This is a genomic window from Acinetobacter sp. PC34, assembly GCF_051789135.1.
GTDB classification, from domain to species: Bacteria; Pseudomonadota; Gammaproteobacteria; order Pseudomonadales; family Moraxellaceae; genus Acinetobacter; species Acinetobacter johnsonii.
On record NZ_CP196664.1, the window covers coordinates 1,833,032 to 1,858,207 of the forward strand.

The 25,176-nt window shown below is 38.2% G+C and carries 30 protein-coding genes and 1 tRNA gene; 9 read left to right on the forward strand and 22 right to left on the reverse strand.

Annotation, left to right across the window (positions count from 1 at the left end; all coding sequences use genetic code 11):
• The first annotated feature begins 144 nt into the window (after positions 1 to 144).
• Positions 145 to 1,197: an NAD(P)H-dependent flavin oxidoreductase gene (locus tag ACSC9N_RS08875; protein WP_010326563.1), complete on the forward strand. Its 1,053-nt coding sequence runs from the start codon at positions 145 to 147 to the stop codon at positions 1,195 to 1,197.
• Positions 1,198 to 1,237: 40 nt separating this feature from the next.
• On the opposite strand, the gene dusB is transcribed toward ACSC9N_RS08875, so the two are convergent.
• Both dusB and ACSC9N_RS08885 read right to left on the reverse strand, forming a co-directional pair.
• The gene (dusB, locus tag ACSC9N_RS08880) at positions 1,238 to 2,263 is read right to left on the reverse strand and encodes a tRNA dihydrouridine synthase DusB (protein WP_004980152.1); all 1,026 of its coding nucleotides are present in this window, start codon (positions 2,261 to 2,263) and stop codon (positions 1,238 to 1,240) included.
• Between the two features lie 150 nt (positions 2,264 to 2,413).
• Complete coding sequence (locus tag ACSC9N_RS08885; protein WP_029575006.1) at positions 2,414 to 2,920, reverse strand: cytochrome b; 507 nt, start codon at positions 2,918 to 2,920, stop codon at positions 2,414 to 2,416.
• 510 nt (positions 2,921 to 3,430) lie between these two features.
• On the opposite strand from ACSC9N_RS08885, the gene ACSC9N_RS08890 reads away from it, so the two are divergent.
• A complete protein-coding gene (locus ACSC9N_RS08890) occupies positions 3,431 to 4,693 on the forward strand; it encodes a sensor domain-containing diguanylate cyclase (RefSeq protein WP_010326561.1) in 1,263 nt (420 codons plus the stop codon).
• A gap of 244 nt (positions 4,694 to 4,937) precedes the next feature.
• Here the strand turns inward: ACSC9N_RS08890 and ACSC9N_RS08895 are convergent, their stop codons facing one another.
• From ACSC9N_RS08895 to ACSC9N_RS08905, 3 genes are all read right to left on the reverse strand, one after another.
• Entirely contained in the window at positions 4,938 to 5,135 is a 198-nt protein-coding gene (locus ACSC9N_RS08895; protein WP_010326560.1) for a hypothetical protein, read from the reverse strand.
• A gap of 56 nt (positions 5,136 to 5,191) precedes the next feature.
• On the reverse strand, positions 5,192 to 5,419 hold the full coding sequence (locus ACSC9N_RS08900) for a hypothetical protein (protein WP_004980159.1): 228 nt from the start codon (positions 5,417 to 5,419) through the stop codon (positions 5,192 to 5,194).
• Between the two features lie 106 nt (positions 5,420 to 5,525).
• On the reverse strand, positions 5,526 to 5,735 hold the full coding sequence (locus ACSC9N_RS08905; protein ID WP_004693506.1) for a cold-shock protein: 210 nt from the start codon (positions 5,733 to 5,735) through the stop codon (positions 5,526 to 5,528).
• A gap of 434 nt (positions 5,736 to 6,169) precedes the next feature.
• Here ACSC9N_RS08905 and ACSC9N_RS08910 point away from each other — a divergent pair, with 434 nt between their 5' ends.
• Together ACSC9N_RS08910 and ACSC9N_RS08915 are read left to right on the forward strand one after the other, a co-directional pair.
• Complete coding sequence (locus tag ACSC9N_RS08910) at positions 6,170 to 6,751, forward strand: hypothetical protein (RefSeq protein ID WP_395475183.1); 582 nt, start codon at positions 6,170 to 6,172, stop codon at positions 6,749 to 6,751.
• 242 nt (positions 6,752 to 6,993) lie between these two features.
• Positions 6,994 to 8,019 carry an IS30-like element ISAba125 family transposase gene (locus ACSC9N_RS08915; RefSeq protein ID WP_004994718.1) on the forward strand — a complete coding sequence of 342 codons (1,026 nt, stop codon included), beginning with the start codon at positions 6,994 to 6,996 and terminating at the stop codon, positions 8,017 to 8,019.
• Between the two features lie 204 nt (positions 8,020 to 8,223).
• Here the strand turns inward: ACSC9N_RS08915 and ACSC9N_RS08920 are convergent, their stop codons facing one another.
• Positions 8,224 to 9,225, reverse strand: coding sequence for a zinc-binding alcohol dehydrogenase family protein (locus ACSC9N_RS08920; RefSeq protein ID WP_010326558.1), 1,002 nt, complete (start codon positions 9,223 to 9,225; stop codon positions 8,224 to 8,226).
• A gap of 99 nt (positions 9,226 to 9,324) precedes the next feature.
• Between ACSC9N_RS08920 and ACSC9N_RS08925 the strand changes: the two genes are divergently transcribed.
• A complete protein-coding gene (locus ACSC9N_RS08925) occupies positions 9,325 to 9,696 on the forward strand; it encodes a winged helix-turn-helix transcriptional regulator (RefSeq protein ID WP_010326557.1) in 372 nt (123 codons plus the stop codon).
• A 189-nt stretch (positions 9,697 to 9,885) separates the two neighbouring features.
• Here the strand turns inward: ACSC9N_RS08925 and ACSC9N_RS08930 are convergent.
• The 9 genes from ACSC9N_RS08930 to ACSC9N_RS08970 all read right to left on the reverse strand — a co-directional run bounded on the left by ACSC9N_RS08930 (position 9,886) and on the right by ACSC9N_RS08970 (position 13,032).
• Positions 9,886 to 9,962, reverse strand: a tRNA-Met gene (locus tag ACSC9N_RS08930).
• 97 nt (positions 9,963 to 10,059) lie between these two features.
• Entirely contained in the window at positions 10,060 to 10,347 is a 288-nt protein-coding gene (locus ACSC9N_RS08935) for a hypothetical protein (protein ID WP_081241755.1), read from the reverse strand.
• A 77-nt stretch (positions 10,348 to 10,424) separates the two neighbouring features.
• The gene (locus ACSC9N_RS08940) at positions 10,425 to 10,550 is read right to left on the reverse strand and encodes a hypothetical protein (RefSeq protein WP_017397253.1); all 126 of its coding nucleotides are present in this window, start codon (positions 10,548 to 10,550) and stop codon (positions 10,425 to 10,427) included.
• 102 nt (positions 10,551 to 10,652) lie between these two features.
• On the reverse strand, positions 10,653 to 10,922 hold the full coding sequence (locus ACSC9N_RS08945; RefSeq protein ID WP_010326556.1) for a hypothetical protein: 270 nt from the start codon (positions 10,920 to 10,922) through the stop codon (positions 10,653 to 10,655).
• 255 nt (positions 10,923 to 11,177) lie between these two features.
• On the reverse strand, positions 11,178 to 11,465 hold the full coding sequence (locus ACSC9N_RS08950; RefSeq protein ID WP_010326555.1) for a head-tail connector protein: 288 nt from the start codon (positions 11,463 to 11,465) through the stop codon (positions 11,178 to 11,180).
• A gap of 239 nt (positions 11,466 to 11,704) precedes the next feature.
• Positions 11,705 to 12,040 (reverse strand): GNAT family N-acetyltransferase, encoded by a 336-nt coding sequence (locus tag ACSC9N_RS08955; RefSeq protein WP_263507264.1) that lies wholly within the window; start codon positions 12,038 to 12,040, stop codon positions 11,705 to 11,707.
• Between the two features lie 2 nt (positions 12,041 to 12,042).
• Entirely contained in the window at positions 12,043 to 12,186 is a 144-nt protein-coding gene (locus ACSC9N_RS08960) for a hypothetical protein (protein ID WP_224466390.1), read from the reverse strand.
• 142 nt (positions 12,187 to 12,328) lie between these two features.
• The gene (locus ACSC9N_RS08965; protein ID WP_004693516.1) at positions 12,329 to 12,538 is read right to left on the reverse strand and encodes a cold-shock protein; all 210 of its coding nucleotides are present in this window, start codon (positions 12,536 to 12,538) and stop codon (positions 12,329 to 12,331) included.
• 278 nt (positions 12,539 to 12,816) lie between these two features.
• A complete protein-coding gene (locus ACSC9N_RS08970) occupies positions 12,817 to 13,032 on the reverse strand; it encodes a hypothetical protein (protein WP_004693517.1) in 216 nt (71 codons plus the stop codon).
• Positions 13,033 to 13,601: 569 nt separating this feature from the next.
• On the opposite strand from ACSC9N_RS08970, the gene ACSC9N_RS08975 reads away from it, so the two are divergent.
• From ACSC9N_RS08975 to ACSC9N_RS08985, 3 genes are all read left to right on the forward strand, one after another.
• On the forward strand, positions 13,602 to 14,807 hold the full coding sequence (locus tag ACSC9N_RS08975) for a DUF1615 family protein (protein WP_004980175.1): 1,206 nt from the start codon (positions 13,602 to 13,604) through the stop codon (positions 14,805 to 14,807).
• A complete protein-coding gene (locus ACSC9N_RS08980) occupies positions 14,774 to 15,430 on the forward strand; it encodes an HAD-IB family hydrolase (RefSeq protein WP_010326553.1) in 657 nt (218 codons plus the stop codon). The genes ACSC9N_RS08975 and ACSC9N_RS08980 overlap by 34 nt, the downstream gene beginning before the upstream one ends.
• A 160-nt stretch (positions 15,431 to 15,590) precedes the next feature.
• A complete protein-coding gene (locus ACSC9N_RS08985; protein WP_010326552.1) occupies positions 15,591 to 15,791 on the forward strand; it encodes a hypothetical protein in 201 nt (66 codons plus the stop codon).
• 35 nt (positions 15,792 to 15,826) lie between these two features.
• On the opposite strand, the gene ACSC9N_RS08990 is transcribed toward ACSC9N_RS08985, so the two are convergent.
• Entirely contained in the window at positions 15,827 to 16,921 is a 1,095-nt protein-coding gene (locus ACSC9N_RS08990; RefSeq protein WP_010326551.1) for a fatty acid desaturase family protein, read from the reverse strand.
• A gap of 14 nt (positions 16,922 to 16,935) precedes the next feature.
• Positions 16,936 to 18,003: a ferredoxin reductase gene (locus tag ACSC9N_RS08995; RefSeq protein WP_010326550.1), complete on the reverse strand. Its 1,068-nt coding sequence runs from the start codon at positions 18,001 to 18,003 to the stop codon at positions 16,936 to 16,938.
• Between the two features lie 140 nt (positions 18,004 to 18,143).
• On the opposite strand from ACSC9N_RS08995, the gene fabR reads away from it, so the two are divergent.
• On the forward strand, positions 18,144 to 18,839 hold the full coding sequence (fabR, locus tag ACSC9N_RS09000; RefSeq protein WP_004693528.1) for an HTH-type transcriptional repressor FabR: 696 nt from the start codon (positions 18,144 to 18,146) through the stop codon (positions 18,837 to 18,839).
• A 38-nt stretch (positions 18,840 to 18,877) separates the two neighbouring features.
• Here fabR and ACSC9N_RS09005 read toward each other — a convergent pair whose 3' ends face one another.
• From ACSC9N_RS09005 to ACSC9N_RS09025, 5 genes are all read right to left on the reverse strand, one after another.
• Positions 18,878 to 19,693 carry an alpha/beta fold hydrolase gene (locus ACSC9N_RS09005; protein WP_010326549.1) on the reverse strand — a complete coding sequence of 272 codons (816 nt, stop codon included), beginning with the start codon at positions 19,691 to 19,693 and terminating at the stop codon, positions 18,878 to 18,880.
• A gap of 139 nt (positions 19,694 to 19,832) precedes the next feature.
• Entirely contained in the window at positions 19,833 to 20,099 is a 267-nt protein-coding gene (locus tag ACSC9N_RS09010; protein WP_005399638.1) for a PAAR domain-containing protein, read from the reverse strand.
• Between the two features lie 160 nt (positions 20,100 to 20,259).
• Complete coding sequence (gene rapA, locus ACSC9N_RS09015) at positions 20,260 to 23,097, reverse strand: RNA polymerase-associated protein RapA (RefSeq protein WP_058869470.1); 2,838 nt, start codon at positions 23,095 to 23,097, stop codon at positions 20,260 to 20,262.
• Between the two features lie 136 nt (positions 23,098 to 23,233).
• A complete protein-coding gene (locus ACSC9N_RS09020; protein ID WP_010326546.1) occupies positions 23,234 to 23,878 on the reverse strand; it encodes an RluA family pseudouridine synthase in 645 nt (214 codons plus the stop codon).
• A gap of 173 nt (positions 23,879 to 24,051) precedes the next feature.
• Complete coding sequence (locus ACSC9N_RS09025) at positions 24,052 to 25,167, reverse strand: ABC transporter permease (protein ID WP_029575002.1); 1,116 nt, start codon at positions 25,165 to 25,167, stop codon at positions 24,052 to 24,054.
• Positions 25,168 to 25,176: the final 9 nt, after the last annotated feature.

Genomic DNA, 25,176 nt, shown 5'->3' on the forward strand with positions numbered 1-25,176 from the left:
TACACATACCCAACGACATGACTTGTCGCTAAAAACCGAAAAATAAACGTGATTGATTTAGATATTTTTCGAGAAAATACTGAATATTATTTGCCAAATTTGCAGTGCTTGGGCAAAGTGTCTATATGTAAAAGGAGCAAGTACATGTCTTTATTATTAGAACGTCTTGAAATTAAACATCCTATCTTCCTTGCACCGATGGCTGGTGTTTCTACACCAGAGCTTGCGGCAGAGGTTTCAAATCAAGGCGGGCTAGGCTCACTTGGATTAGGTGCAAACACCGCAGAAACCGCACGTAGCCAAATTTTAAAAACCCAAGCACTGACCGAACAACCTTTTCAAGTTAATTTTTTCTGTCATCAAAGTATCGAACTTGATCCAACTATCGCACAAACATGGATTGATTTTTTAAGACCTCATTTTGAACAATACGATGCAGAACCACCTACTCAACTGCACTGTATTTATCCTAGCTTTTTGGACAATGATGACTTTTTAAATGTCGTACTTGAAACTCGCCCTAAAGCCGTCAGTTTTCACTTCGGTATTCCGCATCCGCACCAAATACAGGCGCTAAAAGACGCTGGCATTTTAACCATGGTTTCTGCAACCAACTTAGCGGAAGCACGAGCCATTGAAGCAGCAGGGATTGATTTTATTATTGCTCAAGGCATAGAAGGAGGTGGACACCGCGGGATTTTTAATGAACATTTTGATAGCGCATTACGTACGATCGACCTCGTACAACTTCTGACGCAGCACTGTCGGTGCCCGATTATTGCTGCAGGTGGCATTATGAATGGTACACAGGCTCAGCAGATGTTAAGCCTCGGTGCGAGTGCGGTACAGTTGGGGACAGCTTTCGTACAATGCAAAACATCGAATGCCAATGAGGCCTACCGTCATGCACTTTTCCATGAGCACATCACACAAATAAGTGCCAGTATTTCAGGTCGCCCTGCTCGCGGTTTACTGGGTCACTGGCATACTCAAATTGATTTACCGAACCGCCCTGCTGTTGCTGCTTATCCGTACTGTTATGATCTTGGAAAACAATTACATGCCGCAGCGACCAAACAAGGCGATCAAGGCTTTGGTGCATTTTGGGCAGGCACGAATGTTTCGCAAATTCGTGCCATGGAAGCCCCTGACTTAATTAACCAACTGTTGGTTGAAATGCAACAAGTCAGCTATTAAGTCATATTATTCACTTAAAGCTCCATAAATCGAGCTTTATTTATTTAGTTTCCAATAAATTGACCTGTTCAACCTGTACGTCATTCATGGTTTCACCATGAATGAGTAATTGGTCAAAGTAGTCTGCGACCACTTTAAATTGTTCAGTAGTACTTTCCACTTTGTACATGTTCTGACGAAACTCATTACTTGAACGTAAACCTTTGGTGTACCAAGCAATATGTTTACGTGCAATTCGGCAGCCCGAATATTCCCCATAAAATGCATACAGTTCGGCAAGATGTCCAAGTAGAACTTCTTTTACTTCTTGAATGCTTGGTGCAGCCAAATGTTCACCTGTTTCCAAATAATGTGCGATTTCACGAAATATCCATGGACGCCCTTGCGCAGCGCGACCAATCATAATTGCATCTGCACCGGTATAATCGAGTACATATTTCGCTTTTTCTGGACTATCAATATCCCCATTGGCAACCACTGGTATACGAATCAGCTGTTTTACTTCTTTAATTAAATCATAACGAGCCGTATTCAAATACATGTCTTCACGGGTCCGCCCATGCAATGCTAACGCAGCAATACCCGCCTCTTCCGCTCGTTTCGCTACACGCAAGATATTTTCATGACCATTTAAGAAACCCAACCGTGTTTTAAGTGTGACAGGTACATCAACTGCAGCCACAACTTCATCCAAAATTCGAGCCACCAAGTCTTCATCTTTTAAAAGTGCAGAACCCGCCAGCTTATTACAGACTTTCTTGGCAGGACACCCCATATTAATGTCCACAATTTGAGCACCATTTGAGACCTGATATCGTGCAGCTTCCGCTAACTCTTTGGGATCTGATCCTGCAATTTGCGCTGAAATAGGCGCCAATTCACCATCAAAATTAGCACGATATAGGCTTTTTTTACTCATCCGTAACGTTTGGTCTGATGTCATCATTTCACTGACAGCATGCCCTGCACCAAAGTATTTGCACAGAGACCTAAATGGACGGTCAGTTACGCCTGCCATCGGAGCCACAATCAAATTATTTGACAGTTGATACGGACCAATATACATATGAATTCATCACTTTTTCGACCGGCACAGTATACTGCATCTACACTTTCAGCTCATCTTTTATCATGTGTTCTGTGACTACGAAATACTCATAATATAAAAATGCCAGACGAATCTAAAAGGCAACCATATGATAGCCTCTAAATCACATCATTTTTTAAAAAGCATACTTTTTAGGACATTATCTTTGAAAATGAAGTGGTGAATCAATGCCGCACAGGCATGTAAACCCACGAGTGCAATAAAGAGATTCCCTAAAAATTGATGCGCATCTGCAATATAGTCACTCCCCCAAACAGTGCTCAAAAGCGGTAAATTTAACGATAAAACTTGGAAATTATCAGTAAAACTCGATAATGTCATCCAGCCCGCAATTGGAACAATACATAGGCTTAAGTAAAGGAAAAATCTGACCGTTTTAAATAACACTATTTGATAAGAATTAATTATTTCAGTTTTAGGAATACTTTTTCTATACAGAAAAACAAAACTCAATCTCAAAAAAAATAAAATAAATATTAAAATCCCACCTGCAACATGAATCTGGCCTTTCCAGTCTGTTATTGTGGGATCACCTGCAGTCAGATACACCATTGCAACTAAAGCAAGGGTAATCCAATGCATGATTATTATAGGTTTTGGATAGTTATTCTTCATCGCTTTTCCTAAGTTTTAAATATTTTTATAAAACGGAGCTGTTAAAAAAAGCTTAAGCGAAAAATGTAAAAAAAAATAGAATGCTCAGCTTTTCATTCAAGCTAGGCTTTACTTAAACCTTAAAAATCAATTACCTGCCTATCCACTATTTCCAACATCTTGTAGATTAAAGTACTTTTAAGTACAACATCCTTCATCCCTTCAAGTATTCCTTACATCCTTTGTAAAACTTCTGGTTGAACATTTGTGCTACATCAACTTTTCTGATCACAATATTCTGCTATCTTTAATTTATTATTATATCCGTAGCAATAGCCCTAATATCTTTTAGATTGTTCCATAAATTGCATCTTCCATGCACATGACATAGGCAACCATATCAATCATTTTATAGGTTGTTGATTATATTGTATAAACTATAAATCAGCATTATTCATTAATTTAAATTCTAATTTATGATATTAATAAGAATAGGTACAACAATAAAGAAACATAGTGATTCACTCCAATATGCCTCAATATTCTGAACACAAAAAATTAACAGCGACTGAATTAAATAGTTTAATGGCTTTGGCAATTCAGCAATCATTTAATGCGATCGTCATTACAAATGCATGCTTTGAGAATAATGGCCCACACATCCTTTTCTGCAATCCAGCATTTTGTGAAATGACAGGTTATAGCGAAGAAGAGTTAATTGGACAATCGCCCCGTATCTTACAAGGGCCTGAGACAGATCTAACCGTGATTCAGGAATTAAAAGACTGCATATCTCAAGGACTATTTTTCCATAACCATACGATTAATTATCGCAAAGATAAAACACCGTACGATGTAGAGTGGAACATCTCCCCGATTAAAACTGAAACAGGTGAAATCACCCATTTTGTATCCGTTCAACGAGATATCACGGAAAAAAACGAAAGTCTTAAATATCAAGCGATGCTGGTTGCAGCAATCAATACAACACCCGATACGATAGTGATCACGGATGATCAAGCTAAAATTAAATTTATGAATCATGCCGCAGAGGAACTCTCGGGCTACACCCTAGCAGATTTAAAAGATGAACCTATCACAAAATTATATCCACATGATCAAAAGCTGATAGAACTACAAAGAATAAAAAATCAGGATATTGAAAATAAAGACCATGTATATGAAAAGCATTTCTTAGAGCTCGTTTCATCCCCTCTAAAAGACCGTAATGGCACAATTACACACAATGTGAGTATCGGTAGAAATATTAATCATCATATCGAGATCAAGAGTCAACTTGAAGAGTGGGCCAATTACGACAGTTTGACGAGTATTTTTAATCGTCGCTATGGTGAACATCTTCTAGATACCATTCAAAAAGACATGTGCAATGAAGATAACTCTTGCTGCGTGTTATTGGCTGATATCGATTACTTTAAAACCATTAATGATACTCATGGTCATGCATTAGGAGATAAGGTCTTACAACAAGTCATGCATGAGCTCTCCAAAAATTTGCGTAGCAAGGACACTCTCATTCGTTGGGGAGGAGACGAAATATTAATCGTATTACCAAGTATCAAACTAGATTCAGCTTTGAAAATGGCTGATCGACTACGCACAGTCATTGAATCTTGTAAGTTTCCGAGGATTGAAGAAGTGACTATGTCCTTTGGAGTAGTGACTTGGAAAAGGAAAGAGCTTAAAACAACTGTTCTACGAAGAGCAGACGAGCAATTATATCTTGCTAAAGCAAATGGACGTAACTGTATATTTCCACACTCAGTACCTTAAGCTAAAATCCATTTGTAGTACAAAAATCATTCAATTTATCCATTCACAAAAGATTTTTTGCTAGGAATACTTTTTAGCTATGTCATTAAACCACTTATTAACAAAAGTGTTCTGCCTGACATAGCCCTCTTCAAATTATCTAAAATAACTGTTCTATAATTCAAATAGATTTGAGGAGGAGTAATTGGGGCTGATTAAGATAATGTAGTATTAGTCATCACGACCAAATTAAAACTAATAACATTCAGATCAACTTGAAAATTTTACCGCTATTGAGACTTTGGAAGAACATTTCAAAACCAGGACGAATATCTTCGCCATCAACAGTGATATATCTTAAATTTGAATGCAACATTGTGCTGCAAGAGTTTTTATCTACAGTTGCCTGAATAGAGTATTCAGTACCGAATTGATCTTTGACAGTAACATTTTTCTTTAACATTTTTTCTATACCTATAATATTAATTCATTTAAAAAACAATATAATCAAATATTTAGTTAGGCAACTTTATAGTTAAATTTAAATAATTGATTTAAAGCGGTATAGAATGTTCTACCATCTAAATTTAAGTCCACTTCGATTCCAGACTGAAGCAGCACACGCTTACCCACTTCAATAGATTTCAAGCCATCACGGGTATTTTGCATTTTATTTAGAGGAATTAACGAGACTATAATTTCAGTACCATTTGAAGATTTAGCAATTAATGTATTAAGTTTTTTCAAATTTCACCAGTTTTTTTCATATATTCCAACAAGGAATAATTATTTAATTAATAATTTTTAGTCATTAAAAAAGCACTGTTCAGTGCTTTTTTATATTTAATGCTTCTTATAAAGCAACAATATTTACAGCATTTGGGCCTTTTTGACCTTGCTCTATGCTGAATGACACTTGTTGGCCTTCATGCAATGTTTTAAAACCTGAACTAGCGATTTCGCGAAAGTGAGCAAAAACATCTGGACCAGATTCTTGTTGAATGAAACCAAAGCCTTTAGTTTCATTAAACCATTTAACTGTACCGGTAACTGTAGTAGACATAATATATCCTGCTGAATTTTAATAATTTTAGTCAAAAATAAATGACTAGATGTAACTTTGAAAATAATAAAAGTGGAGCTTAAGATCTGAAACAACGGAGGATTATGACTAAAACTGCGATACTTAAAGAAGATTTACTAAACATTACTTTTTTCTAGTTAGGCCAAGTATACATGAAAAAAATAAATATTCAAGTTATTTATAGCTGTCATAAATTTTAATTATATTAAGTGTTCCCTGCAATGAATTGAATCGTCCTTAAAAATAGTAGTTGTAGCATCTAAAAAGCCTTAGTCGTATGTTGAGCTTTAGAATAGCTTGAGCCAAAACATTGAGGCTAGAGATGAAATTTCAAACGTCTCGCATAGGGTGTACTATGGGTTCATTCTGGATAAATAAAATAGCCTTTAAATAAAATTTTTTTAGGATCAATAATGAATAATAAAGTTAGATTAATCTTTTGCATCGCCCTACTCTCAAATTTGGGAGCATGTGTTGGCAATATGAACCCTACAGGCGGCAATGGTAGGCCTGATTATCCTTATTACACCACGACACAACCAATGATCGTGAAAAAGATCAATGTAACTATAGGCACAAAACTAGAATATGAAGAACAACATTTTAAATCAGGCCAACAAGATTCATTACTGAATGAAAAAAAACTCATCAGGATTTCCTTCCCAGAAGATCAATCAATGAATTGGGCTGGTGTACCCATTGGTTTTATTCACAAATATTTTAACTCAGAAATGAAAGGCTTCAGCGTTTATGCACGTTTCAACCAACTCCCAAGCAATAAACAGACACGTTTTTCTCAACTTTGGCAGAAATGTAGTGATGACTTAGGCATTCGTGTTAAAAATACGGATGATTGGACATTCAATCTCAATAATATCGCCGATATCGATAGTTGTAGTGTGAATTATCAACGATACTTTAAAGATAACGTCCAACAACAACATTATCTTGATCAGCTTTACCAAGAAATGCAAAAAGCAGGAACAGTGAAATAGCTCTTGGGTGTTCAAATAATCACAATTATACGAAATCTTCTGTGCCTAAGATTTTTAATACTCGCAAAGCAATGTTTTGATTTAACTTAAATAAGAATAAAGCGCTACACGGCGCTCTATCTAGACTTATGCTGAGAATAATATATTAAATCAAAGTTGTGTGTTTTATTCTTTACAACATAATACTTGGCAGAGTAAAACTTGAAGTGCGACATAAACCACCTAATTAATTTAAAGGGTTTATGGAGTATATAAAATTGTCATACCATCATCTTAACTTTGAAGATCGTACTGCATTAATGCTTGAGTCAAGAAAAGAAGGCTTTTCAGCCAGAAAATTTGCTGAACTCATTAAAAGACATCCTAGTACGATCTATCGTGAGCTTAAAAGAAATAGCATCAATGACGTTTATCAAGCTCGATATGCTTCTGATAACACCTTCGCTAGACGTAGACGTGGTCACAGAAAACTCAAAATCGATTCAATCCTCTGGAAATTTATTGTTGAAGCGATCCGTTGTTTATGGTCTCCTCAGCAAATAGCAAAGCGTTTAAAGACATTTCCTGATTTGGATCAAACAATGAATGTAAGCCATACAACGATTTATTCAACGATACGAGCATTACCCAAGGGTGAGTTGAAAAAAGACTTATTATCCTGTCTGCGTCATGAAAATAAAAAGCGAAAAGCTAACGGTGAACCTAAAAAAGATTCTATATTACAGGATATTAAAACTATTCATGAGCGCCCAGCCGAAGTTCAAGAAAGAAAAATACCGGGTCATTGGGAAGCTGATTTAATTAAAGGTAAAGACAATAAAAGTTCGATAGCAACACTTATTGAACGAAATACACGGCTCTGTATCTTGGCAACATTACCTGATGCAAAGGCAGAATCAGTGCGCAAGGCTTTAACTGAAGCTCTGAAATATTTACCTGCAGAACTGCGTAAAACGTTGACCTATGACCGTGGACGCGAGATGTCAGAACATAAAATACTCGAAGAAGATTTAGGCATAGATGTATATTTCTGTGACCCACATTCACCTTGGCAAAAAGGCACATGCGAAAATATGAATGGTTTAATTAGGCAATATTTACCTAAAGGGATTGATTTAAATCAGGCAGATCAGCATTATTTAAATCAAGTTGCCATGTCACTGAATACTCGTCCTAGAAAGGCGTTAGATTGGCTTACACCATTAGAGAAATTTGCTCAGCTTGTTGATTATCATATGGCTTTTGAAACTGTCGCACCTCATGTTTGAATTCGCCCTTAATGAATTGAAAAAATTACTCCAAAAGCTCTTTATTATATGTACATGAGTGAAACGAATTTCGAAAAAAGGACAACCATCCTAGTGCGCTGAACCCTAGAATGGCCTTGCTGAGAATATTGATCCTAATTGTATAGTTTCAAGTGTTTAACTTAAAAATTAACCCACTTATTTAAGTTGAGCTTAAAACTATAGTTAAAAGCCTTCCAAAACGATTTTTCCTTTCGCTCGGCCAGTTTCAATCAGTTCATGAGCAAGTTTTAAATTTTTCGCATTAATTTTGCCTAAAGTCTGATTCAGCGTGGTTTTAATTCTGTGGTTATCTACCAGTTCTGCAACCTGATGTAATAGCTGAGATTGTTGTTCAATATCTGTAGTATTGAACATTGAACGTGTAAACATGAACTCCCAATGTACAGAAACTGACTTAGACTTAAACTCAACGATATCCAGTGATTTCGGATCATCAATTAAGCCAAACTTTCCTTGTGGAGCAATTAGCTTAGAGATTTGAGGAAGATACGTTTCTGTTTGATTGGTTGAAAAAATATATCGAGGTGCGTCTAAACCCAATGCTTTGATTTGCGTGTTTAAATCTTCGGTATGATCGATGACATAGTCAGCCCCTAAAGACTTAACCCATGCTTTAGTCTCTTCCCTAGATGCTGTAGCAATAACTCTTAAATTTGTCTTCGCTTTGAGTAATTGAATCGCAATAGACCCTACACCGCCAGCGCCTCCAATCACTAAAATATTATCAAATTTGTCTAAATCAACATTGAAACGATCAAATAACATTTCCCACGCTGTAATAGCGGTTAATGGCAGCGCAGCAGCTTCAGCATCACTCAGGCTTTGAGGTTTTAAGCTAACAATACGCTCATCTACTGCTTGATATTCCGCATTACTCCCATCCCGAGTTAAATCACCTGCATACCAGACCTGATCTCCGACTTTAAAATGTTGCACGCCAGAACCGACTTCAACAACCTCACCCACTGCATCCCATCCTAAGATACGTGTGTTGCCTACTGCTACTGGGTTTCGTCTAACCTTAGTATCGACAGGGTTAACCGAGATCGCTTTGACTTTAACCAACAAATCCCGATCTTTTAAGGTCGGCATTGTTTTTTCAATATCTACCAGTGGATTTTGAAATCCATGATCCATACCGTCAATATAAGAAATAGCCTTCATTCACTTGTCCTCTTGTTTTGTTATTTGAGTTTACTTAATATTCTTTTTTAAGTTATACAGACAAATTCGTCTTATAGTTACCAAAAGGATACTATTGAAATGGGTAAGCTAAAACATTCACGTTTTGATTGCACACCAGGATGTTCTGTTGAAGCTGACATAGGCTTACTTGATGGTAAATGGAAGAGTATTATCTTGTGGCATTTATTAGAAGACGACGTTTTAAGGTTTAATGAACTGAGAAAGAAAATTCCAAATGTCACTCAAAAAATGCTCACTAGACAATTACGTGAACTTGAAGAGGATCAACTGATTCTACGAAAGGTTTATGCCGTTGTTCCACCTAAAGTAGAATATCGATTATCTACACTCGGTACTTCTTTAGCACCTATTTTGGTTGCATTAAAACAATGGGGGGATAAAAATATTGGTTTATTTGGAAAACCCATTATGCCTTTAGAATCAGAATAAGACTTAAACCTGTTTTACGTCACTTACAACTCTGATGTTTTCTAGAAATACTGTGCTTTCACTGCTTACACACCATTCCAGTAACTTGTATAAAAGCACGTTCTTAGAAACCGCTATGTATAAAATTAACTAGCCATAAAAAAAGCCTAATCTGTGAAGACTAGGCTATAAACTTTGAATCTTTTTCGTTGGTAGCGGGAGCTGGATTTGAACCAACGACCTTCGGGTTATGAGCCCGACGAGCTACCAGACTGCTCCATCCCGCATCAACGAGTTAGCTTTATACGCCCTAAGCGTGCACAAAGCAAACTTTATTTGTAATATAAGCCGTTATTACATAAGCAGCATACAAAATACTAGTGTTTAACCAATGCTTGCTTCAGTGATAAAAGCAGGATGTAAAGCTCTATAGATGCTTAATCTTGTTTTTTCACTGTCTAAAAATGACCTAGGCTCTTCAGACCATATTGATTTCCTAGAATCAAGACCCGAATGACTTAAAGCCCAATCAGAAACAGTACTATAAACAAAAGTATTATCAGCGAAAACTAATTTTGTCTTCCTTCCTACACTACTTATAAGAACTTTATGTGTAGGTAATGATCCAAATGTACTAATTTGGGTGTAAATGTATTTATAGGTTTCAGACATAGAAAAAAGTACTTAAATGACAGCGCTACTATACCATTTTAACTCTTGAAAAAGCCCACCATTTGGCGAGCTTTTTCTTACTGATCTTTATCCATGGAATGTGGCGTTGTAGTTTTATCCTGCTCTTTCGTATCTGTATCTCTTTTTTGGCATGCCGTTAATCCCAGCATTAAAACTAAACTTACTATTGCAAATATTTTCATCATTTTTGCCTAGCACGATTTAAAAATATAACTTATCAAAATCTAGAGATTTAAATGTTTAATTTATGAAACAACATGATTCTCTTCTTACAAATGAGGTGCTTAGCGATTTAGAGCTTTATGTGCCCAATGAATAAATTTTTCCTTTTCATGGAAATGTGGAATATTTAATAAATGAATATGAGTAACCTCACCGAAATTACCTGAAATTTTATTCGGGGCCAAAACAACAAAATTCCTCTTATCCCCCACATGTAACTCCCTAAAGAATTCCATAACTTTAAAATGAAGATTCAGAGCAGTGAATCCTTCTCTTTCAATTAGAAAGTCATAGATTTGGCTGAGTACATGTAATTCAAATTTTTTGTTCATGATCTTTTATTCTCATAATTATTTTAACAATCGGTATAATTTAACCTAATTTTATTTTTTGTTAAAGCAGATAAAAAACCCAGCCTCTGGAGAATCAATAGAGCTGGGTTAATGAAACATCATTGTCAAATTTTATTTTATTCTTGAAATTGATTCTAACGCACAAACCCAATAAATGCAAATAATTCTCAATTACAATGCAGTGATTTCAAATATACCATGCCTAAAGATACATACAATTATCTACATCACCTATCAAACAGTGGGCTTACGATATAGATTAAGCAAAGAGAGTACGGGTATCGGGAGGTAGTTACCATTCACAGACACCTCTCCCCCATCTTTTCTGTGCTGTTCCCAGTATTCAATTAATAGTAAAGCAGCTTGTTTAATGGCAGATGGATATTCCGATCCAAAATTATCTGTAATATAATTTTTAATTATAGCGTCAGCAGCAACAATAAAGCTTTTTAATGAGGCATCATTGCTATCATCGGCATAGTGTAAGTGGCGCTTCACTTCATGTAATTCAACAATACTCATAAATCACTCCATTTTTCCGAGTCAGCTTTTACACTTTCATCACTAAACTCGTTCCTAGAGTCTTTTAGGGTGTCATAGCAAATATCACAATTTCACCTCATTCCTATTCTCATATTGATTACTTGGCATTGAAATCCCTTTATCTAGGGATTTTTCTACTATTCTTAATCAGTCCTTCAAAAGATTTCTTATAGATCAATTAATATTTGTTCATATATTTTTTAAATAAGCCATTCAGGCTAAAAAACTAAATCTTTTCGATCTGCTTTTAAATAAACTTCAGGTGCACTATATAAATCAGAGATAATTGCAACTTCTTGAGCACCTAACAAATCTTCATAAATTTTTCTTGCGAAGTTATTCACGCCTGTCGTCACCAGTACGTTTTTTATCTTCTGATTTCTTTGCAATAATTCATTCTCAACGTCCTTAAGCGAGTCTATAATTAGTTTTTTGCTTAATCCCAAACCTTGAAAATCTGGATGGATCGCTATTTGATCTAGTTCCAGTATCACTTCCTCTCGAAAGCCAGACTTTTGAGCCCAAAAAATATAGCCAACCGTTTTATCAGACACGATTACGTGACAAAAAACCGAGGATAAGCCGCAAGTGTTGATGCTATCCATTGCTTAGAATCTGCTTGACGTATAAATGATTTGTGATGAATTTCTGCGATGTCTGTTAAATCATTTTGATGTGCTTTTCTAACTAATTTTTCCATGAACTCATATCGTTACCTGTTTAACTGAAGATTCTATCAATCCCTAAAGGCAGCGGAATTACGGGATCTTAACAACGAATAGTAAACAAGCTGCCATTAAAAAACCCGCTAACTGAAGCGGGTTTTTTAATTCACAATATTCTTAGATTACTGTGATAGAGCTTGCTTGAGGGCCTTTTTTGCCAGCTACAATCGTAAACTGAACACGTTGACCTTCATTCAACACTTTGAAACCGTTTGATTGGATTTCGCTAAAGTGTGCAAAAACGTCTTCTCCAGTATCGCTAGAAATAAAACCAAAGCCTTTAGTTTCATTAAACCACTTAACGGTACCAGTTGTAATGTTTGACATAAATATTCTCTTAAATTTTGAAAAATATAAGAATTAATCTTTTAAATCATATACATCGGATAAACCGCAGAGTTGAATCAATTGCGAAATAACTTTAGTAAATACAATAAAATAAATAATTCTAATACACTATCACTATAAGCTTTTTAGCGCGCAATAGATAGACCTTAACATATTATTTTATTGCTACCACCCAACCCCACATGAAATGCTTTTTCATCGATATTGATAAGAAAATCTTCACTAAAAGCGAATAAAGCTTATTTACCCGCTTCTAGCTAATTTTTCTTTCCTAAAATCAACTCAACTTGATGAGTAACATCCCATATTTTCATTTCTGCATGTCGCCAAAAATTAAAGACTTGATCGCCCTTAACATACTTTTGCTTGATATAGCTCGATGATTTATTTTGATCTATCTCTTTTGCATTAAATCGCATCTTATTTAAAATCACTACTTGACCATCCAAGTCACCACCAATACAGATATTCATATTGTTCTGCCTGCTAAGTAACAATTAAACTATAGCACAAATAGAAAAGCCTACTCTTTGATAAGCTTTTGAGGCTTGTTATCGAGCCTTTGGCTGTACTCCATAACTATTGTTCATAGTTCATCGAAAATTAGAAACATCGTTTTGATATCTTTTTTGCATGATGGTCACGCCCAAAGATGACTTGTAATGACAAAGTAAGGCCTATCCTATCTCTTAAGCGTGAGTTGTATTAGGAATTAGATGCCTTTTAAAGTTGTCATCCTATTCATTGAACTATTTTCTGTTTAATTTATTAAAAAAAAGAATTTCAAAAAATGGAAATATCATAAGTTAAACTCTCCTCAATCTATTGCACAAATTTTGCGCCAGCCGTCATAATAAAACCGATAACAGACTAAATAATACTCATTATCCTTAATAATCGAACCCACCCAGCATCGGAACAGCAATCAAATGATTTGACAGTTGATATCGACCAATATACATATAAACTCATCACTTTTTCGACCGACATAGTATACTGCAACTGCTGTTTCGGCTCACCTTTTATCATGTGTTCTCTGTTTATGAATAAAAAGCTGTTTCTTTCTTCTGGTTTAAAAACACTAAGTGTCTTGGCCATATCTATAGGCTTAACTGCCTGCGGTGATCGTTCATGGTGGACAGATGATGAGCCTAAGCTCAATGCTGAACAAATCGCACGCATCATTCCTGGACGCGTAAATGACCGCCGTTCATGGGCTGAAGATATTTACGATATTTCAGAACAGTTTGGCATTCCTCAAAATAAAGAGAATATGTGTTCGATCATTGCCGTGGTTGATCAAGAGTCTAACTTTGTTGCAGATCCACAAGTTTATGGTTTAGGTGAAAAAGCGGTTAAAGAAGTCCAAGATCGCTTAGATGAAAAATTTAAAGATAAGCTCGGCGATGCCATTGGTGGCACCATCGCAGGCTATTTCCAACAGGTTTTAAAAGAGCAGCCGAGTCCTGAAGATAACTATTTAAGTCAAATGCGCCGCGTTAAAACAGAACGCGAACTGGATGAACTGTACCGTGAAATTTTTGACTATATGTCAAAGCACTATCACGTCAGTGCGCTCACAGGTGCAGCCAAACTTGTCGGTCAGGACGTAGGCGAAAAAATGAACCCGATTACCACGTTGGGTTCAATGCAAGTGCATATCGGTTATGCCAAAGATAATAAACGTGAAGGTGGCAGCATGGCTGACCTACGTACCGACCTTTATAGCCAATATGGTGGTCTGTATTACGGTATTCACCGCCTGATGATGTACCCTGCTGACTATGACAAACCGCTCTACCGTTTTGCCGACTATAACTCAGGTATGTACTCAAGTCGAAATGCAGCCTTCCAAAGTATGTTGAATGACTTAACTGAAGCAGAACTTGATTTAGACGGCGACCTGTTACTTTATGGCAAAGATGGCTCACCTAAATCTGCAAAAAGCCAATCAGAACGTGAACTCATCAGTGTTTTCGCTCAGCACAATATTTTGGTTACGCCGCGTCAAATTCGCTCTGACCTGAAAAAAGAGAAAGAGAAGAAATTTGAAGATACAGCAACCTATCGCGCGGTGGCTAAGCTTTATCAAGAAGTCACTAAAAAAGAACCTTTCTATGCCATGATGCCAGAAGTTGTCATTTCTGGTCCAAAGCTCAGCCGTGACTATAATACCAACTGGTTTGCCACTCGTGTCAATGGACGTTATCAAACATGCATGCAACGTGCAAAGCGCATAAAAATCTAGCCTTATTTGACTTTGATGGTACCCTGTATGACAAAGACAGTTTTACAGGGTTCATCTTCTATGTACATTCAAAACGGCATATTGCTCTACAAGGCTTAAAAGTTCTGCCTTATATTCAAAGTTATTATTTAGGTTTTTATCCTGCCCATCATATGCGCTCTAAACTCTTCCATGCGATGTTTAAGCAAGCTGAAGTGAGCGAAATTGACGCTTATGCAAAACGCTATGCAGAAGTCTTAATCAAAGGACTCAACCCAGCACTTTATAGGCAACTAAAACAACACCAAAGTTTGGGCGATGATGTGGTTTTGGTCTCTGCTTCAATTGATATCTATTTAAAATATGTGTGTGAAATACTCTCAATTGAACTGATCTGTACCAGAGTTGAACAAGACCAACAACGCTATACAGGGCGCTATCTGACTGCGGACTGTAGCTGTGAGTACAAAGCTCAACGTATCCAAGAAAAATATGAGCTAGATAGCTATCATGCCGTTTATGCTTATGGGAATAGCATTGAAGATAAACAAATGTTGTCTTTGGCTGATTTTAGCTATTTGGTAGGGACAGATTTAAGCCTTCCCGACTTGTCAAAAACATCAAATCATCGTCAAATAAGCTAATTATTAAGAATAGATTAATAATTAATCATGTTGAATTTTTTAAAATATTTATTATTAAAATTCAGCATGTTTTATTTACCAAAAAATATATTTATGATAAATTTTGCCTAATAAAAATATTTTGAGAACCATTCCACTTAAATTATAAAAAGGCATCAGTATGGAACAGTTATCTCCACCCAAGTATGTCAAAGGTCTTTCGATCAAATTCGGTGAAAGTCCCTTTGTATTATTGGCGCAGTTCGCTTTTAATGCTTCAAAACAAAAATGGTTAAAACACGAAATTGAACATGTGCTCAATATCGCCAAACAAGGTGATTACAATCATCTGGTAAAGACATTACGTCAATTTAGTAAATAACAAAAAAAGCCACTTCAAATGAAGTGGCTTTTTACTTACTTTTTAAAGGGAAACGCATATTTCACAATACGTTTGATGACGCTACCATACTGTTTTAATAAGCTGGCATTGTTATAGTTAATGCCATACTTTTCACACACCGCTTGTACTTTCGGTGCCATTTTGCGGTAACGACGCGCAGGTACGTCTGGGTATAAGTGATGCTCAATTTGATGACTTAAGTGCCCTGTCAAAATATGGAATGCTTCTGAACCAGTTAAATTCGACGAACCACGAATTTGGCGCATGTACCAGTGACCACGGCTTTCATTTTCCAGTACTTTTTTCGGGAAAACTTCAACGTCTTTGGTGAAGTGACCACAGAAAATCACACTAAATGTCCACATATTGCGGATACCATTTGCAACCAAATTCCCTGTAAACACAGGCAACGCCGCAGGCCCTGCAATGAGTGGGAAAAACACATAATCTTTAAACAATTGTTTACCAATTTTGCGCTGCATAGGTTTCCATTCAGCTAAAGTCTGCGCTTTGCTTTTACGTCCCTTGAAGTATTTGCCTAATTCCAAGTTTTGGATCGCAACGCCCCATTGGAACAACAAACAAAATGGAATGCTATAAATCGGTTGCAATAAAAAGCCCGGTTTCCAACGTTGTTCTGGGAATAATCGAAGCAGACCATATCCAATGTCATCATCCATTCCTTTAATATTGGTATAGGTATGATGCTTGTAGTTATGGGTCTGACGCCAATTGTCTGCTGTACCTACGATGTCCCACTCATAGTTTTGACCATTAAACTTAGGGTCGTTCATCCAGTCATATTGACCGTGCATCACGTTATGACCTAATTCCATGTTTTCCATAATCTTGGCAAAACTCAGCAAGCCCGTGCCCAACACCCATGCAGGTGGGAACCAACCTGCAAATAAACATGCACGACCTGCAATAGATGCATAACGCACCGCTGCATAGACACGACGAATATATTGCGCATCTTTCTCGCCAATATCATCCAGTACTTCTTGCTTAATGGCATCTAGCTCACGTGCAAGTTCATCTAACTCAAATGTCGTTAACTCACGATTCTTCGGGTTTTTAAAATATTCAACTTTAACAGGCATATTCATTGTATTTATTCCCCTTATAAATCAACAATAAGATCGGTTTGTGCCGTATTGACACAAATTTTTAGAAAATTTCCAGGCTCAGAATTTTGTGCACCATTGACCAAGTTTTTGGTTGAACCTTCCACTTTGTTGCAGGCACATTTGTTACAGATTCCCATACGGCAGCCATGTTGAGGCTTCACATTTTGCTGTTCCAAACTTGCAAGAATAGATTGACCTTTTGGAATGCTTAAAATCTTTTTCGACTTTGTTAAGGTAATATTCACAAAACCAACATCATCGTTTGCAAATGGACTCATGCTAAAAGCTTCAGTTTTTAAGGTGTTAGCATGAGCGAAAAGCTGCTCAACCGTAGCCACAAAACCTGAAGGGCCACATGCATATACCGTTGCATTTTCAATCTGATCCAATCCAGACATATGGTTTTGGTTTAAACGCTCACCTTCATCTGATTCTTGGGTATAAAACATGCTGAATGTAAAGTTTGAGTATTGTGCTGCCAACTGCTCAAAATATGCTTTGAAAGCTGCATCAGTATGTTTTTTCACCCAATACATCAAATGTACATGCTGCTTTTTAAGCTTGGCAGTCTTCTCTAAACGTTTCAGTAAACTCAGCATGGGGGTAATACCACTGCCCGCAGCAAGTAAAATTAGCTGTTGATCATTTACAGTCAATTGCATATCGCCATAAGGCTGGCCGAATTCTAAGACATCGCCGATTTGAGCCTGCTCACATAGCCAATGACTTGCCTTGCCTTGGTCTACCATTTTTACATTGAGTAAGACATGTTGCGTATCAATCTGGGTCAAACTATAGGTACGTTCATAACGTACGCCTTGCACCACGACATATACAGGATGGTGTTGCCCCGCTTGCCCCATTTGAAAATGACGATTGGTTTGCAGCGTTAAACTCACCATATCGTGTGCAACTTGCTCTTTTTTTACCACTTTACCCAAAGCTTGGTGTATCGACCAAAGTGGGTTGATTTTTTGAAGCCAAAAGTTAGCAGTGTGTCGGTCTATAACACTCTCAGCATACTCAGTTAAAGGAGATTTAGTTTTTTCAAGGATCTGCATAGTAAAGGACCACGCCATAGATTTTTAATTATTATACACATGTATATATATTTGTATATATACTCTGATTGTTTCGTTTCGTTTCACAATGCCGACCAGTGGGGCTATAATGAACCGATTGATTTAATTGCTTGATAAATATGACACCGACCACCATTCAAACCCATACAACCAACACAGAGCATGAAGCTTCAAAAAAACATGCACCAGTGCTTGCACGTAGTGTTGGTCGAAAAGCAACGATTACAAAAGATGAACTGTTTCAAGCTGCTTTAAATTTGATTGGTCCTGAAAAAAGTATTGCATCCCTGAGCTTGCGTGAAGTCGCACGTGAAGCAGGCATTGCGCCGAATAGTTTTTATCGTCATTTTAAAGATACCGATGAACTGGCTATCGAGTTGATTGAACGTGCAGGTGTTGTGCTACGCCAAATTTTGCATGAAGCACGGATCAAGGCCATTCGCCAAGAAAGTATTATTCGTAGCTCAGTCGAAGTTTTTATTGAACAACTCGATGCGGATGATGGCAACTTAAGCCTGCTATTACGCGAAGCATATACGGGTTCGGCATCTTATAAAAATGCGGTCGAAAGACAGTTGAATTATTTCCAACAAGAACTGAAAGACGATTTAATTCGTTTAGAACGTTTAAATAATAGCAAACTCTTCCACCCTGAATTGGTGTCCATGGCAATCACCCAATTGGTTTTCAATATGGGTGCCAAAGTGATTGATATGCCAAGTGTAGAGCGTAAAAAAATGGCTGAACAAACCATGATCATGATTCGCATGATTTTGGAAGGTTCACGTCATTTGGATGAGGCGATGATTCGCTAATCTGTTATTACACTCAACAGACTCACAGAAATATTTTCTTATTTGTTTCGCTGTTGCTCTTTAATGAGCTGGTGTACAAATTCTGCGGTCTGTTTCGGTTGTTCTAGCGGAAACATATGCCCGCCTTCAAGCACACTATAGTCGATCGCATAGGTTTTTTTCATCCCTTGGGGTAAACCTTGCTTATAGAAATGGCTATCTTTTGCAGTCAACACATGAATCGGCATATCAGGTGCTTTGCGTGGGGTACGCCACCACCATGCAGGCACTGTCCTGAAGATCTCAGCTTCAGTATGTTTGGGAATGGTTAGCGTCACCCCATTTCGAGTCGGATCACTTTTTAAACCACACGCTATAAAGTCTGCAAAACACTGTTCATCAAAGTCTTTAAAAATACGATTCGGTCTGAGCACCTGACTGGCCTGCTCAATACTTTCCCAATGATCACGCCGTTTGACGGTCACCGCAGCTGGGGTAAGTTTTTCAATGGACTTTGATCCCAGCTTTTGTAACGCTTCAAATAAAAAGGCTTTTGAACCGATCACAAACGGTGGGTCCATGATAATCACTTGAGAAAACAACTGTGGTTTTTTATAAGCCGCCATAAGCGTAAGTAAAGAACCAAAAGAATGCCCTAAACCAATCACTTGTTGCCGTGGAAACTGCTGTTCAATATCTGAAATAACTTGATCGACCAACGCTTCCCAACGGTATTCCACAGGATAGTGCGGATCTAGACCAATCATCGGGATCGCTTTGACATCAAAATCTTTATTTAAAAATTGGAAAAATTTTTGATAGCTGCCCGAGGGAATGCCGTTTGCATGGGTAAAGTGTAAGGCTGGTTTGCTCATGTCATTCAGATCTATTGTTTTATAGCCTATTTACCATAATCGTTTTTCAAACTAAACGAAATGGCGCAGGATGAATCCTAAGTCATGGACTTTGATCACTTCGGCCAATTTTTAAAAATATTCTGGGATAGATCTGAGATCACTTTGCAGAAACAGTTAGATTTTGATTGCCTAAGAAAGTAGCGCCACAGTTGGTTTTGTCTCCTGCAATCACCACAGCACGCCCCAAGACCGTTGTACTCTGATCTGCTGCAATCGCAGAAACCACCATTCGACACTTTGGACAAAAGTGCTTCATTCCATTTAAATGCACAGCAATACCATTGATCACAAAACTGTTTTCACACTCAGTGACTATGCCACCATGTGTTGTTTTTGAACCCATTGTTACTAGAGCTTTAGACATAATTTATTGTTCGATACATTAGAGTTTTAATGGCGAAAATTCTAGCATAAGCAAGCGCTTAAAATTTCAATGAATTACTTTTCAAATACAACTTAGACATCCCTTTTTTAAGGATCCATTAAAAAAGCACCCAAAGGTGCTTTTCATACAGCAATTCCAATTATGGTTTAACCACAACCATCACTTGAATTGCTTCTGGTGTAACCGATAGGCCATCTAGCAAACCAAGACCTTCTTTTTGCAGTTTTTGTAGACGTGAAATTTCGTCTTCACGAATACTCGGATTAAACTGCTTTAAGTAAGTCAGACGGTCAATTTCGTATTGCCACTTACTGCCGTAGACTTCTTTCGCCTGTTGCACAAAGCTCGGTAAAGCCGCACGTGCAAGCTCTAATGCTTGTACATAACGCTGTTCAATCACTTCACGGCGTGCTTTCACGACTTGGCGACAGCTATTACCATCCAAATGATGTAAATATGGTTTTAAGATTTCAGGCGCAATTTTCTGCGACAGGTCTTGACCCTTTTCACTCAACAAAACGCGAACCAGCTGCTGCGGTAAGCTTGAAGGCAAATTCAATGCTTTCGGTGCAACCACATCGACCTTAAACCACACTTCTAACAACACCGAACCTTGTGGTAAAGCAGCTGACTTCAACACTGCAACGTTGGTACTACCAAAACCTTGAGTGTTGATCATTTCCATCACACTTTCAGTAAATGGATGTTCAAGGGTTAAATACTGAGCATCTTCACGTATCTGAGCTTGATCGCGGTAGAAGGTTGCAGTCATGCCTTCTTCGTCCAAGGTTAAACCTTGAACTTGCATTTGATCGGTTGGTTTAATGATGACTGTACCATTGCTTTGCTCGTCAAAATCAATGTTTGTCGACGCCATAAAACGCTTCATAAACATTGGCAAAGTGGTGTTGTCATCATAAGACTCAAGCGCTTGCACAATTTCTTGCGCCACAATTGGACGACAAGAGTTGTATTCAAGCAAACGGTCGCGACCTGATTGTAACTCTGCTTCTAAGGCTTCACGTTGTACGCTGACCGCTTCGAGTAAGTCATCAAACTGCTGACCTTGATCTGTCAGTAAACAATCTTTCAATTCAACAATAAAGTTTTCTTGTAAAGTTTGAGCAGTTGGCGAGATATTACTGAAAATATTCAAGGCTTCGTTATACCAACGGAACATACGTTCTTGCGCTGTACCAATTAGATACGGCACATGAATTTGAATCCGGTTTTCTTGACCAATACGGTCTAAACGACCAATACGTTGTTCAAGTACATCTGGGTTTGCAGGCAAGTCAAATAAAATCAAATCTGATGCAAACTGGAAGTTACGACCTTCAGAACCAATTTCAGAGCACAGTAAAATTTGTGCACCATAAGATTCTTCAGCAAAGTAGGCCGACGCTTGGTCACGCTCAAGTAAACTCATGCCTTCATGGAACATAGCGGTACGAATACCCGCATGTAAACGGAGTACATTTTCAAGCGCTTCAACTACTGGACCACTACGTGCAATCAACAACACTTTTTTGTGTTTTAAATCTGTACGTAGTTTTTCCATGAGCCACATGACACGCGGGTCAGCTTCCATCCATGCACCGTCAAGCTGCGCTTCTTCTGGCCACATTTGTTCACGTAATTTACCATCTTTAGACCAGTTTTCTGGTGCAGGCAAAGGTGCAGGTTGACAGTCACGACCTGGGAAGCCTTGAATGGCCTCACGGGTGTTACGGAACAAAATACGCCCTGTACCATGACGGTCTAAAAGCTCATGAATGGCACGGAAACGTTGTTCGGGTGCATCTTCAATGCGATGCCCTAGCAAACCTTCCAATGCAGCCAAATGCCCTTCTTCAAGTGGCATATCTGACATCAGTACTTCAGCAATTTTTGCAGTTTGTTGATACTGGGTTTCTTCATCCAAGAAACGATCCAGTGAACTAAAACGCTGTGGGTCAAGTAAACGTAAACGCGCAAAGTGACTTTCCACACCCAGCTGTTCTGGAGTTGCCGTTAACAGTAAAACACCTGGTGTTTTTTCTGCTAACTCTTCGATCAAGTCATAGCGGTCATTACCACCGTCTTCTTCATTCCACATCAAGTGATGCGCTTCATCGACCACTAACAGATCGAAACCAGCTTCTAGGGCTTGTTCACGCAAGTCATCATGATCAATCATCAAATCGATTGACGCAATAATGCATTGTTCAGTCAGGAATGGATTCAGTTCAGGGTCATGTTCTTTGATTGAAGCCGTACGGGTTAAATCAAATAATGAGAAGTTCAAATTGAAACGACGACGCATTTCAATCATCCACTGATATTGCAGTGAATCGGGTACCAAAATTAGGATGCGTTCTGAACGGCCCGTTTTAAGCTGTTGATGGATGATTAATCCAGCTTCAATGGTTTTACCTAAGCCCACTTCATCGGCTAAAAGGACACGGGGAGCAAAACGCTGACCCACTTCGTGTGCAATATACAACTGATGAGGAATCAAACCGACACGTGAACCGACCATGCCACGTAAAGGGCTCGACTTCATATTGGCTTGCATCAGCATTGCTTCAATACGTAAGTCGTACCATTCTTTATAGTCAATTTGGCTTGCCAATAAGCGATCAAGCGGTTTAGACAGCTGAATTTGAGCGCCAATGCGAGTCTCATTCAGTGATTTACGTTCTTCCGTACTATCTTCTAAGCGACGAACAACATTATAACGCACCACACCATGACGGTCTTCATGTGATTCAACCGTCCACTTGGTGCCTTCTTGATCTTGTAATTCATCGTTCACGTTAAAAATGATACGTGATAAAGGTGCATTATTCCGTGCATATACACGTGTTTCATCACTTTTAGGGAATAAGATGCTGACAGATCGCTCATCTACATCAATAAGAACTCCTAGACCGAGTTCCGTTTCAGTATCTGATAACCAACGTTGACCAATAGCAAACTGCTGCAATTTTTCCACCTTCATCTACAAGTTAGGACTGCAAATTTAATGCTCAAACATTGTTTGATATTTGAGCAAAATTATACACCTTTAAGCAATATATTTTGACATAAAGCTCACTAAAAAAGTGAGCAAATTTGATGATTCCACGTACTTAAAATGGTACTGGACAAATAAATTCGATACGTTCATTGGTTTGGGGATGATGAAAACTCAAACGCTCTGCGTGTAAACACAAACGCGGCATCAAATCTTGCTGGTCAGGCGCAGCATAGAGCGTATCTCCCACGATAGGATGACCTAAAAACTGCATATGTACACGAAGTTGATGTGAACGCCCTGTAATGGGGGTGAGCGCCACACGAGTCACGGGCTGACCCTGTATTTCAAAATGTTCAATGGCTTTCCACTCCGTCAAAGCAGGCTTGTTATGACTGGGCTCTGCAATATGTAACGGTGGACGGGATGGATCATAAATCACAGGCACATCAACAGTGCCCTGACCATCTAAATGACCAGCCACAATCGCTTGATATGTTTTATCGGTTTGACGTTCTTGAAACTGACGAGAAATGGATTTTTGCCCCCAACGGCTGAGACCAAAAACCAAGATACCTGAGGTATCGCGATCAAGACGGTGGATCAGTAGTGTTTTAGGTTCTAGTTTGACTAAACGATTGATCATACAATCTTGTAAGTCTTCTGTCTTCCCCGGAACGGTGAGTATACCTGCAGGCTTATGGATGACCATAAAGTCTTCATCTCGATGAATCAGGTGTTCGGTTAGAAAATTACTCAAGGTTCCATTCCAAGCTGATCGCGAAAACAAGCGGGCAATAATAAAAAGCTTAAGCCAGAAATACAATGCAAAAATCGTTTTTTTTAATCATGAACCGATATTGATTGCATTATTTAACGTCAAATGCCTGATCACAGTCTGTATCGATAAGCGATACATAAAGATACACTCTATTATGACAAACGATTTCGAAATAACCACGCAGCCAAAGGCAAAGTAATTATGGCTAATATCAACATCGGTACAAAGTCCCATTTCACTTGCGCAAAACTCGCACCTTCCAAATACACCCGTTGTACCAAGTCTATGCCAAAGCGTAGCGGGTTGGCATAAGTCAGCCAATTCAACACTTTTGGCATATTTTGTACAGGAGTTAGTAAACCAGATAAAAGTGTCAAAGGCATGATCAAAAAGAAAGTATACAGCATGGCTTGTTGCATATTCAGTGCAATTGCTGAAATCGACAGTCCCACACCCACAACGGCAATATTAAAGGCAAATAATCCAAAATAAAGTAAGGTCAAGGAGCCATTCATCGGGATCTGAAACCAGAACAGAATAATCGCTAAAATAATGGAAGATTGAATAACTCCAATAATAATCGGCGGAATGGCCTTACCAATCATAATCTGCGTCGGGGTATAGGGTGTAACTAAGAGCTGATCAAAAGTCCCTTGTTCACGCTCGCGTGCTACTGAAAGTGCCGAAAGTAACAGTGTCTGCATCATACTTAAAGTTGCAATCAGAGATGGCATGATGCCCCATCTCGACTCGACATTCGGGTTATACCATGTCCGCGCTTGTACCGTAATCGCTAAGCTAGTTCCCAATCGTTCTTGATTGACCTGCCCCACCACACTACTGATGTAGGAGCCCGCCATACTTGCAGTCGATGAGTTTCTCCCATCTAGAATCACTTGAATCGGCGAAGACTCTTGATTATTTAGCTTATCCTCAAAATCAGCAGGAATGGTGATGACCGCCAAGGCTGTTCGATCATTAATCACCTGTTGGATTTGTTGATTATTTTGCAAATCTGCTGTTCGTTTAAAAATTCCTGAACCATCTAAATGCGCTAAAACTTGTTGTGAGCTTTGGCTTCGGCTTTGATCCAGCACGGCATAATCAACATGATTCACATCATAACTTGCGGCATAACCAAACAAGACCGCTTGGATAAATACAGGCGCGATTAAGGTCACCCGATTGGCTGGATCGACTAAAATAGCTAAAAACTCTTTTCGAATCAGTACCCAAAGATAACGAAACCAGCGCATTAACGTTGCCATAACACCATT

What these genes read in the sequence shown, in the direction of transcription:
- ACSC9N_RS08890 (WP_010326561.1), top strand. Translation starts at nt 3,431, where the DNA reads ATGCCTCAATATTCTGAACACAAAAAATTAACAGCGACTGAATTAAAT.
- ACSC9N_RS08965 (WP_004693516.1), bottom strand. Translation starts at nt 12,538, where the DNA reads ATGTCAAACATTACAACTGGTACCGTTAAGTGGTTTAATGAAACTAAA.
- ACSC9N_RS09010 (WP_005399638.1), bottom strand. Translation starts at nt 20,099, where the DNA reads ATGTCTAAAGCTCTAGTAACAATGGGTTCAAAAACAACACATGGTGGC.
- ACSC9N_RS09005 (WP_010326549.1), bottom strand. Translation starts at nt 19,693, where the DNA reads ATGAGCAAACCAGCCTTACACTTTACCCATGCAAACGGCATTCCCTCG.
- fabR (WP_004693528.1), top strand. Translation starts at nt 18,144, where the DNA reads ATGACACCGACCACCATTCAAACCCATACAACCAACACAGAGCATGAA.
- ACSC9N_RS08980 (WP_010326553.1), top strand. Translation starts at nt 14,774, where the DNA reads ATGCATGCAACGTGCAAAGCGCATAAAAATCTAGCCTTATTTGACTTT.
- ACSC9N_RS08960 (WP_224466390.1), bottom strand. Translation starts at nt 12,186, where the DNA reads ATGGAAAAATTAGTTAGAAAAGCACATCAAAATGATTTAACAGACATC.
- ACSC9N_RS09025 (WP_029575002.1), bottom strand. Translation starts at nt 25,167, where the DNA reads ATGGCAACGTTAATGCGCTGGTTTCGTTATCTTTGGGTACTGATTCGA.
- ACSC9N_RS08945 (WP_010326556.1), bottom strand. Translation starts at nt 10,922, where the DNA reads ATGAACAAAAAATTTGAATTACATGTACTCAGCCAAATCTATGACTTT.
- ACSC9N_RS08905 (WP_004693506.1), bottom strand. Translation starts at nt 5,735, where the DNA reads ATGTCTACTACAGTTACCGGTACAGTTAAATGGTTTAATGAAACTAAA.
- ACSC9N_RS08995 (WP_010326550.1), bottom strand. Translation starts at nt 18,003, where the DNA reads ATGCAGATCCTTGAAAAAACTAAATCTCCTTTAACTGAGTATGCTGAG.
- ACSC9N_RS08920 (WP_010326558.1), bottom strand. Translation starts at nt 9,225, where the DNA reads ATGAAGGCTATTTCTTATATTGACGGTATGGATCATGGATTTCAAAAT.
- ACSC9N_RS08990 (WP_010326551.1), bottom strand. Translation starts at nt 16,921, where the DNA reads ATGAATATGCCTGTTAAAGTTGAATATTTTAAAAACCCGAAGAATCGT.
- ACSC9N_RS08895 (WP_010326560.1), bottom strand. Translation starts at nt 5,135, where the DNA reads ATGTTAAAGAAAAATGTTACTGTCAAAGATCAATTCGGTACTGAATAC.
- ACSC9N_RS08940 (WP_017397253.1), bottom strand. Translation starts at nt 10,550, where the DNA reads ATGAAAATATTTGCAATAGTAAGTTTAGTTTTAATGCTGGGATTAACG.
- ACSC9N_RS08935 (WP_081241755.1), bottom strand. Translation starts at nt 10,347, where the DNA reads ATGTCTGAAACCTATAAATACATTTACACCCAAATTAGTACATTTGGA.
- dusB (WP_004980152.1), bottom strand. Translation starts at nt 2,263, where the DNA reads ATGTATATTGGTCCGTATCAACTGTCAAATAATTTGATTGTGGCTCCG.
- ACSC9N_RS08875 (WP_010326563.1), top strand. Translation starts at nt 145, where the DNA reads ATGTCTTTATTATTAGAACGTCTTGAAATTAAACATCCTATCTTCCTT.
- ACSC9N_RS08985 (WP_010326552.1), top strand. Translation starts at nt 15,591, where the DNA reads ATGGAACAGTTATCTCCACCCAAGTATGTCAAAGGTCTTTCGATCAAA.
- ACSC9N_RS08885 (WP_029575006.1), bottom strand. Translation starts at nt 2,920, where the DNA reads ATGAAGAATAACTATCCAAAACCTATAATAATCATGCATTGGATTACC.
- ACSC9N_RS08910 (WP_395475183.1), top strand. Translation starts at nt 6,170, where the DNA reads ATGAATAATAAAGTTAGATTAATCTTTTGCATCGCCCTACTCTCAAAT.
- ACSC9N_RS08970 (WP_004693517.1), bottom strand. Translation starts at nt 13,032, where the DNA reads ATGAATATCTGTATTGGTGGTGACTTGGATGGTCAAGTAGTGATTTTA.
- ACSC9N_RS08950 (WP_010326555.1), bottom strand. Translation starts at nt 11,465, where the DNA reads ATGAGTATTGTTGAATTACATGAAGTGAAGCGCCACTTACACTATGCC.
- ACSC9N_RS08925 (WP_010326557.1), top strand. Translation starts at nt 9,325, where the DNA reads ATGGGTAAGCTAAAACATTCACGTTTTGATTGCACACCAGGATGTTCT.
- ACSC9N_RS08915 (WP_004994718.1), top strand. Translation starts at nt 6,994, where the DNA reads ATGGAGTATATAAAATTGTCATACCATCATCTTAACTTTGAAGATCGT.
- ACSC9N_RS08975 (WP_004980175.1), top strand. Translation starts at nt 13,602, where the DNA reads ATGAATAAAAAGCTGTTTCTTTCTTCTGGTTTAAAAACACTAAGTGTC.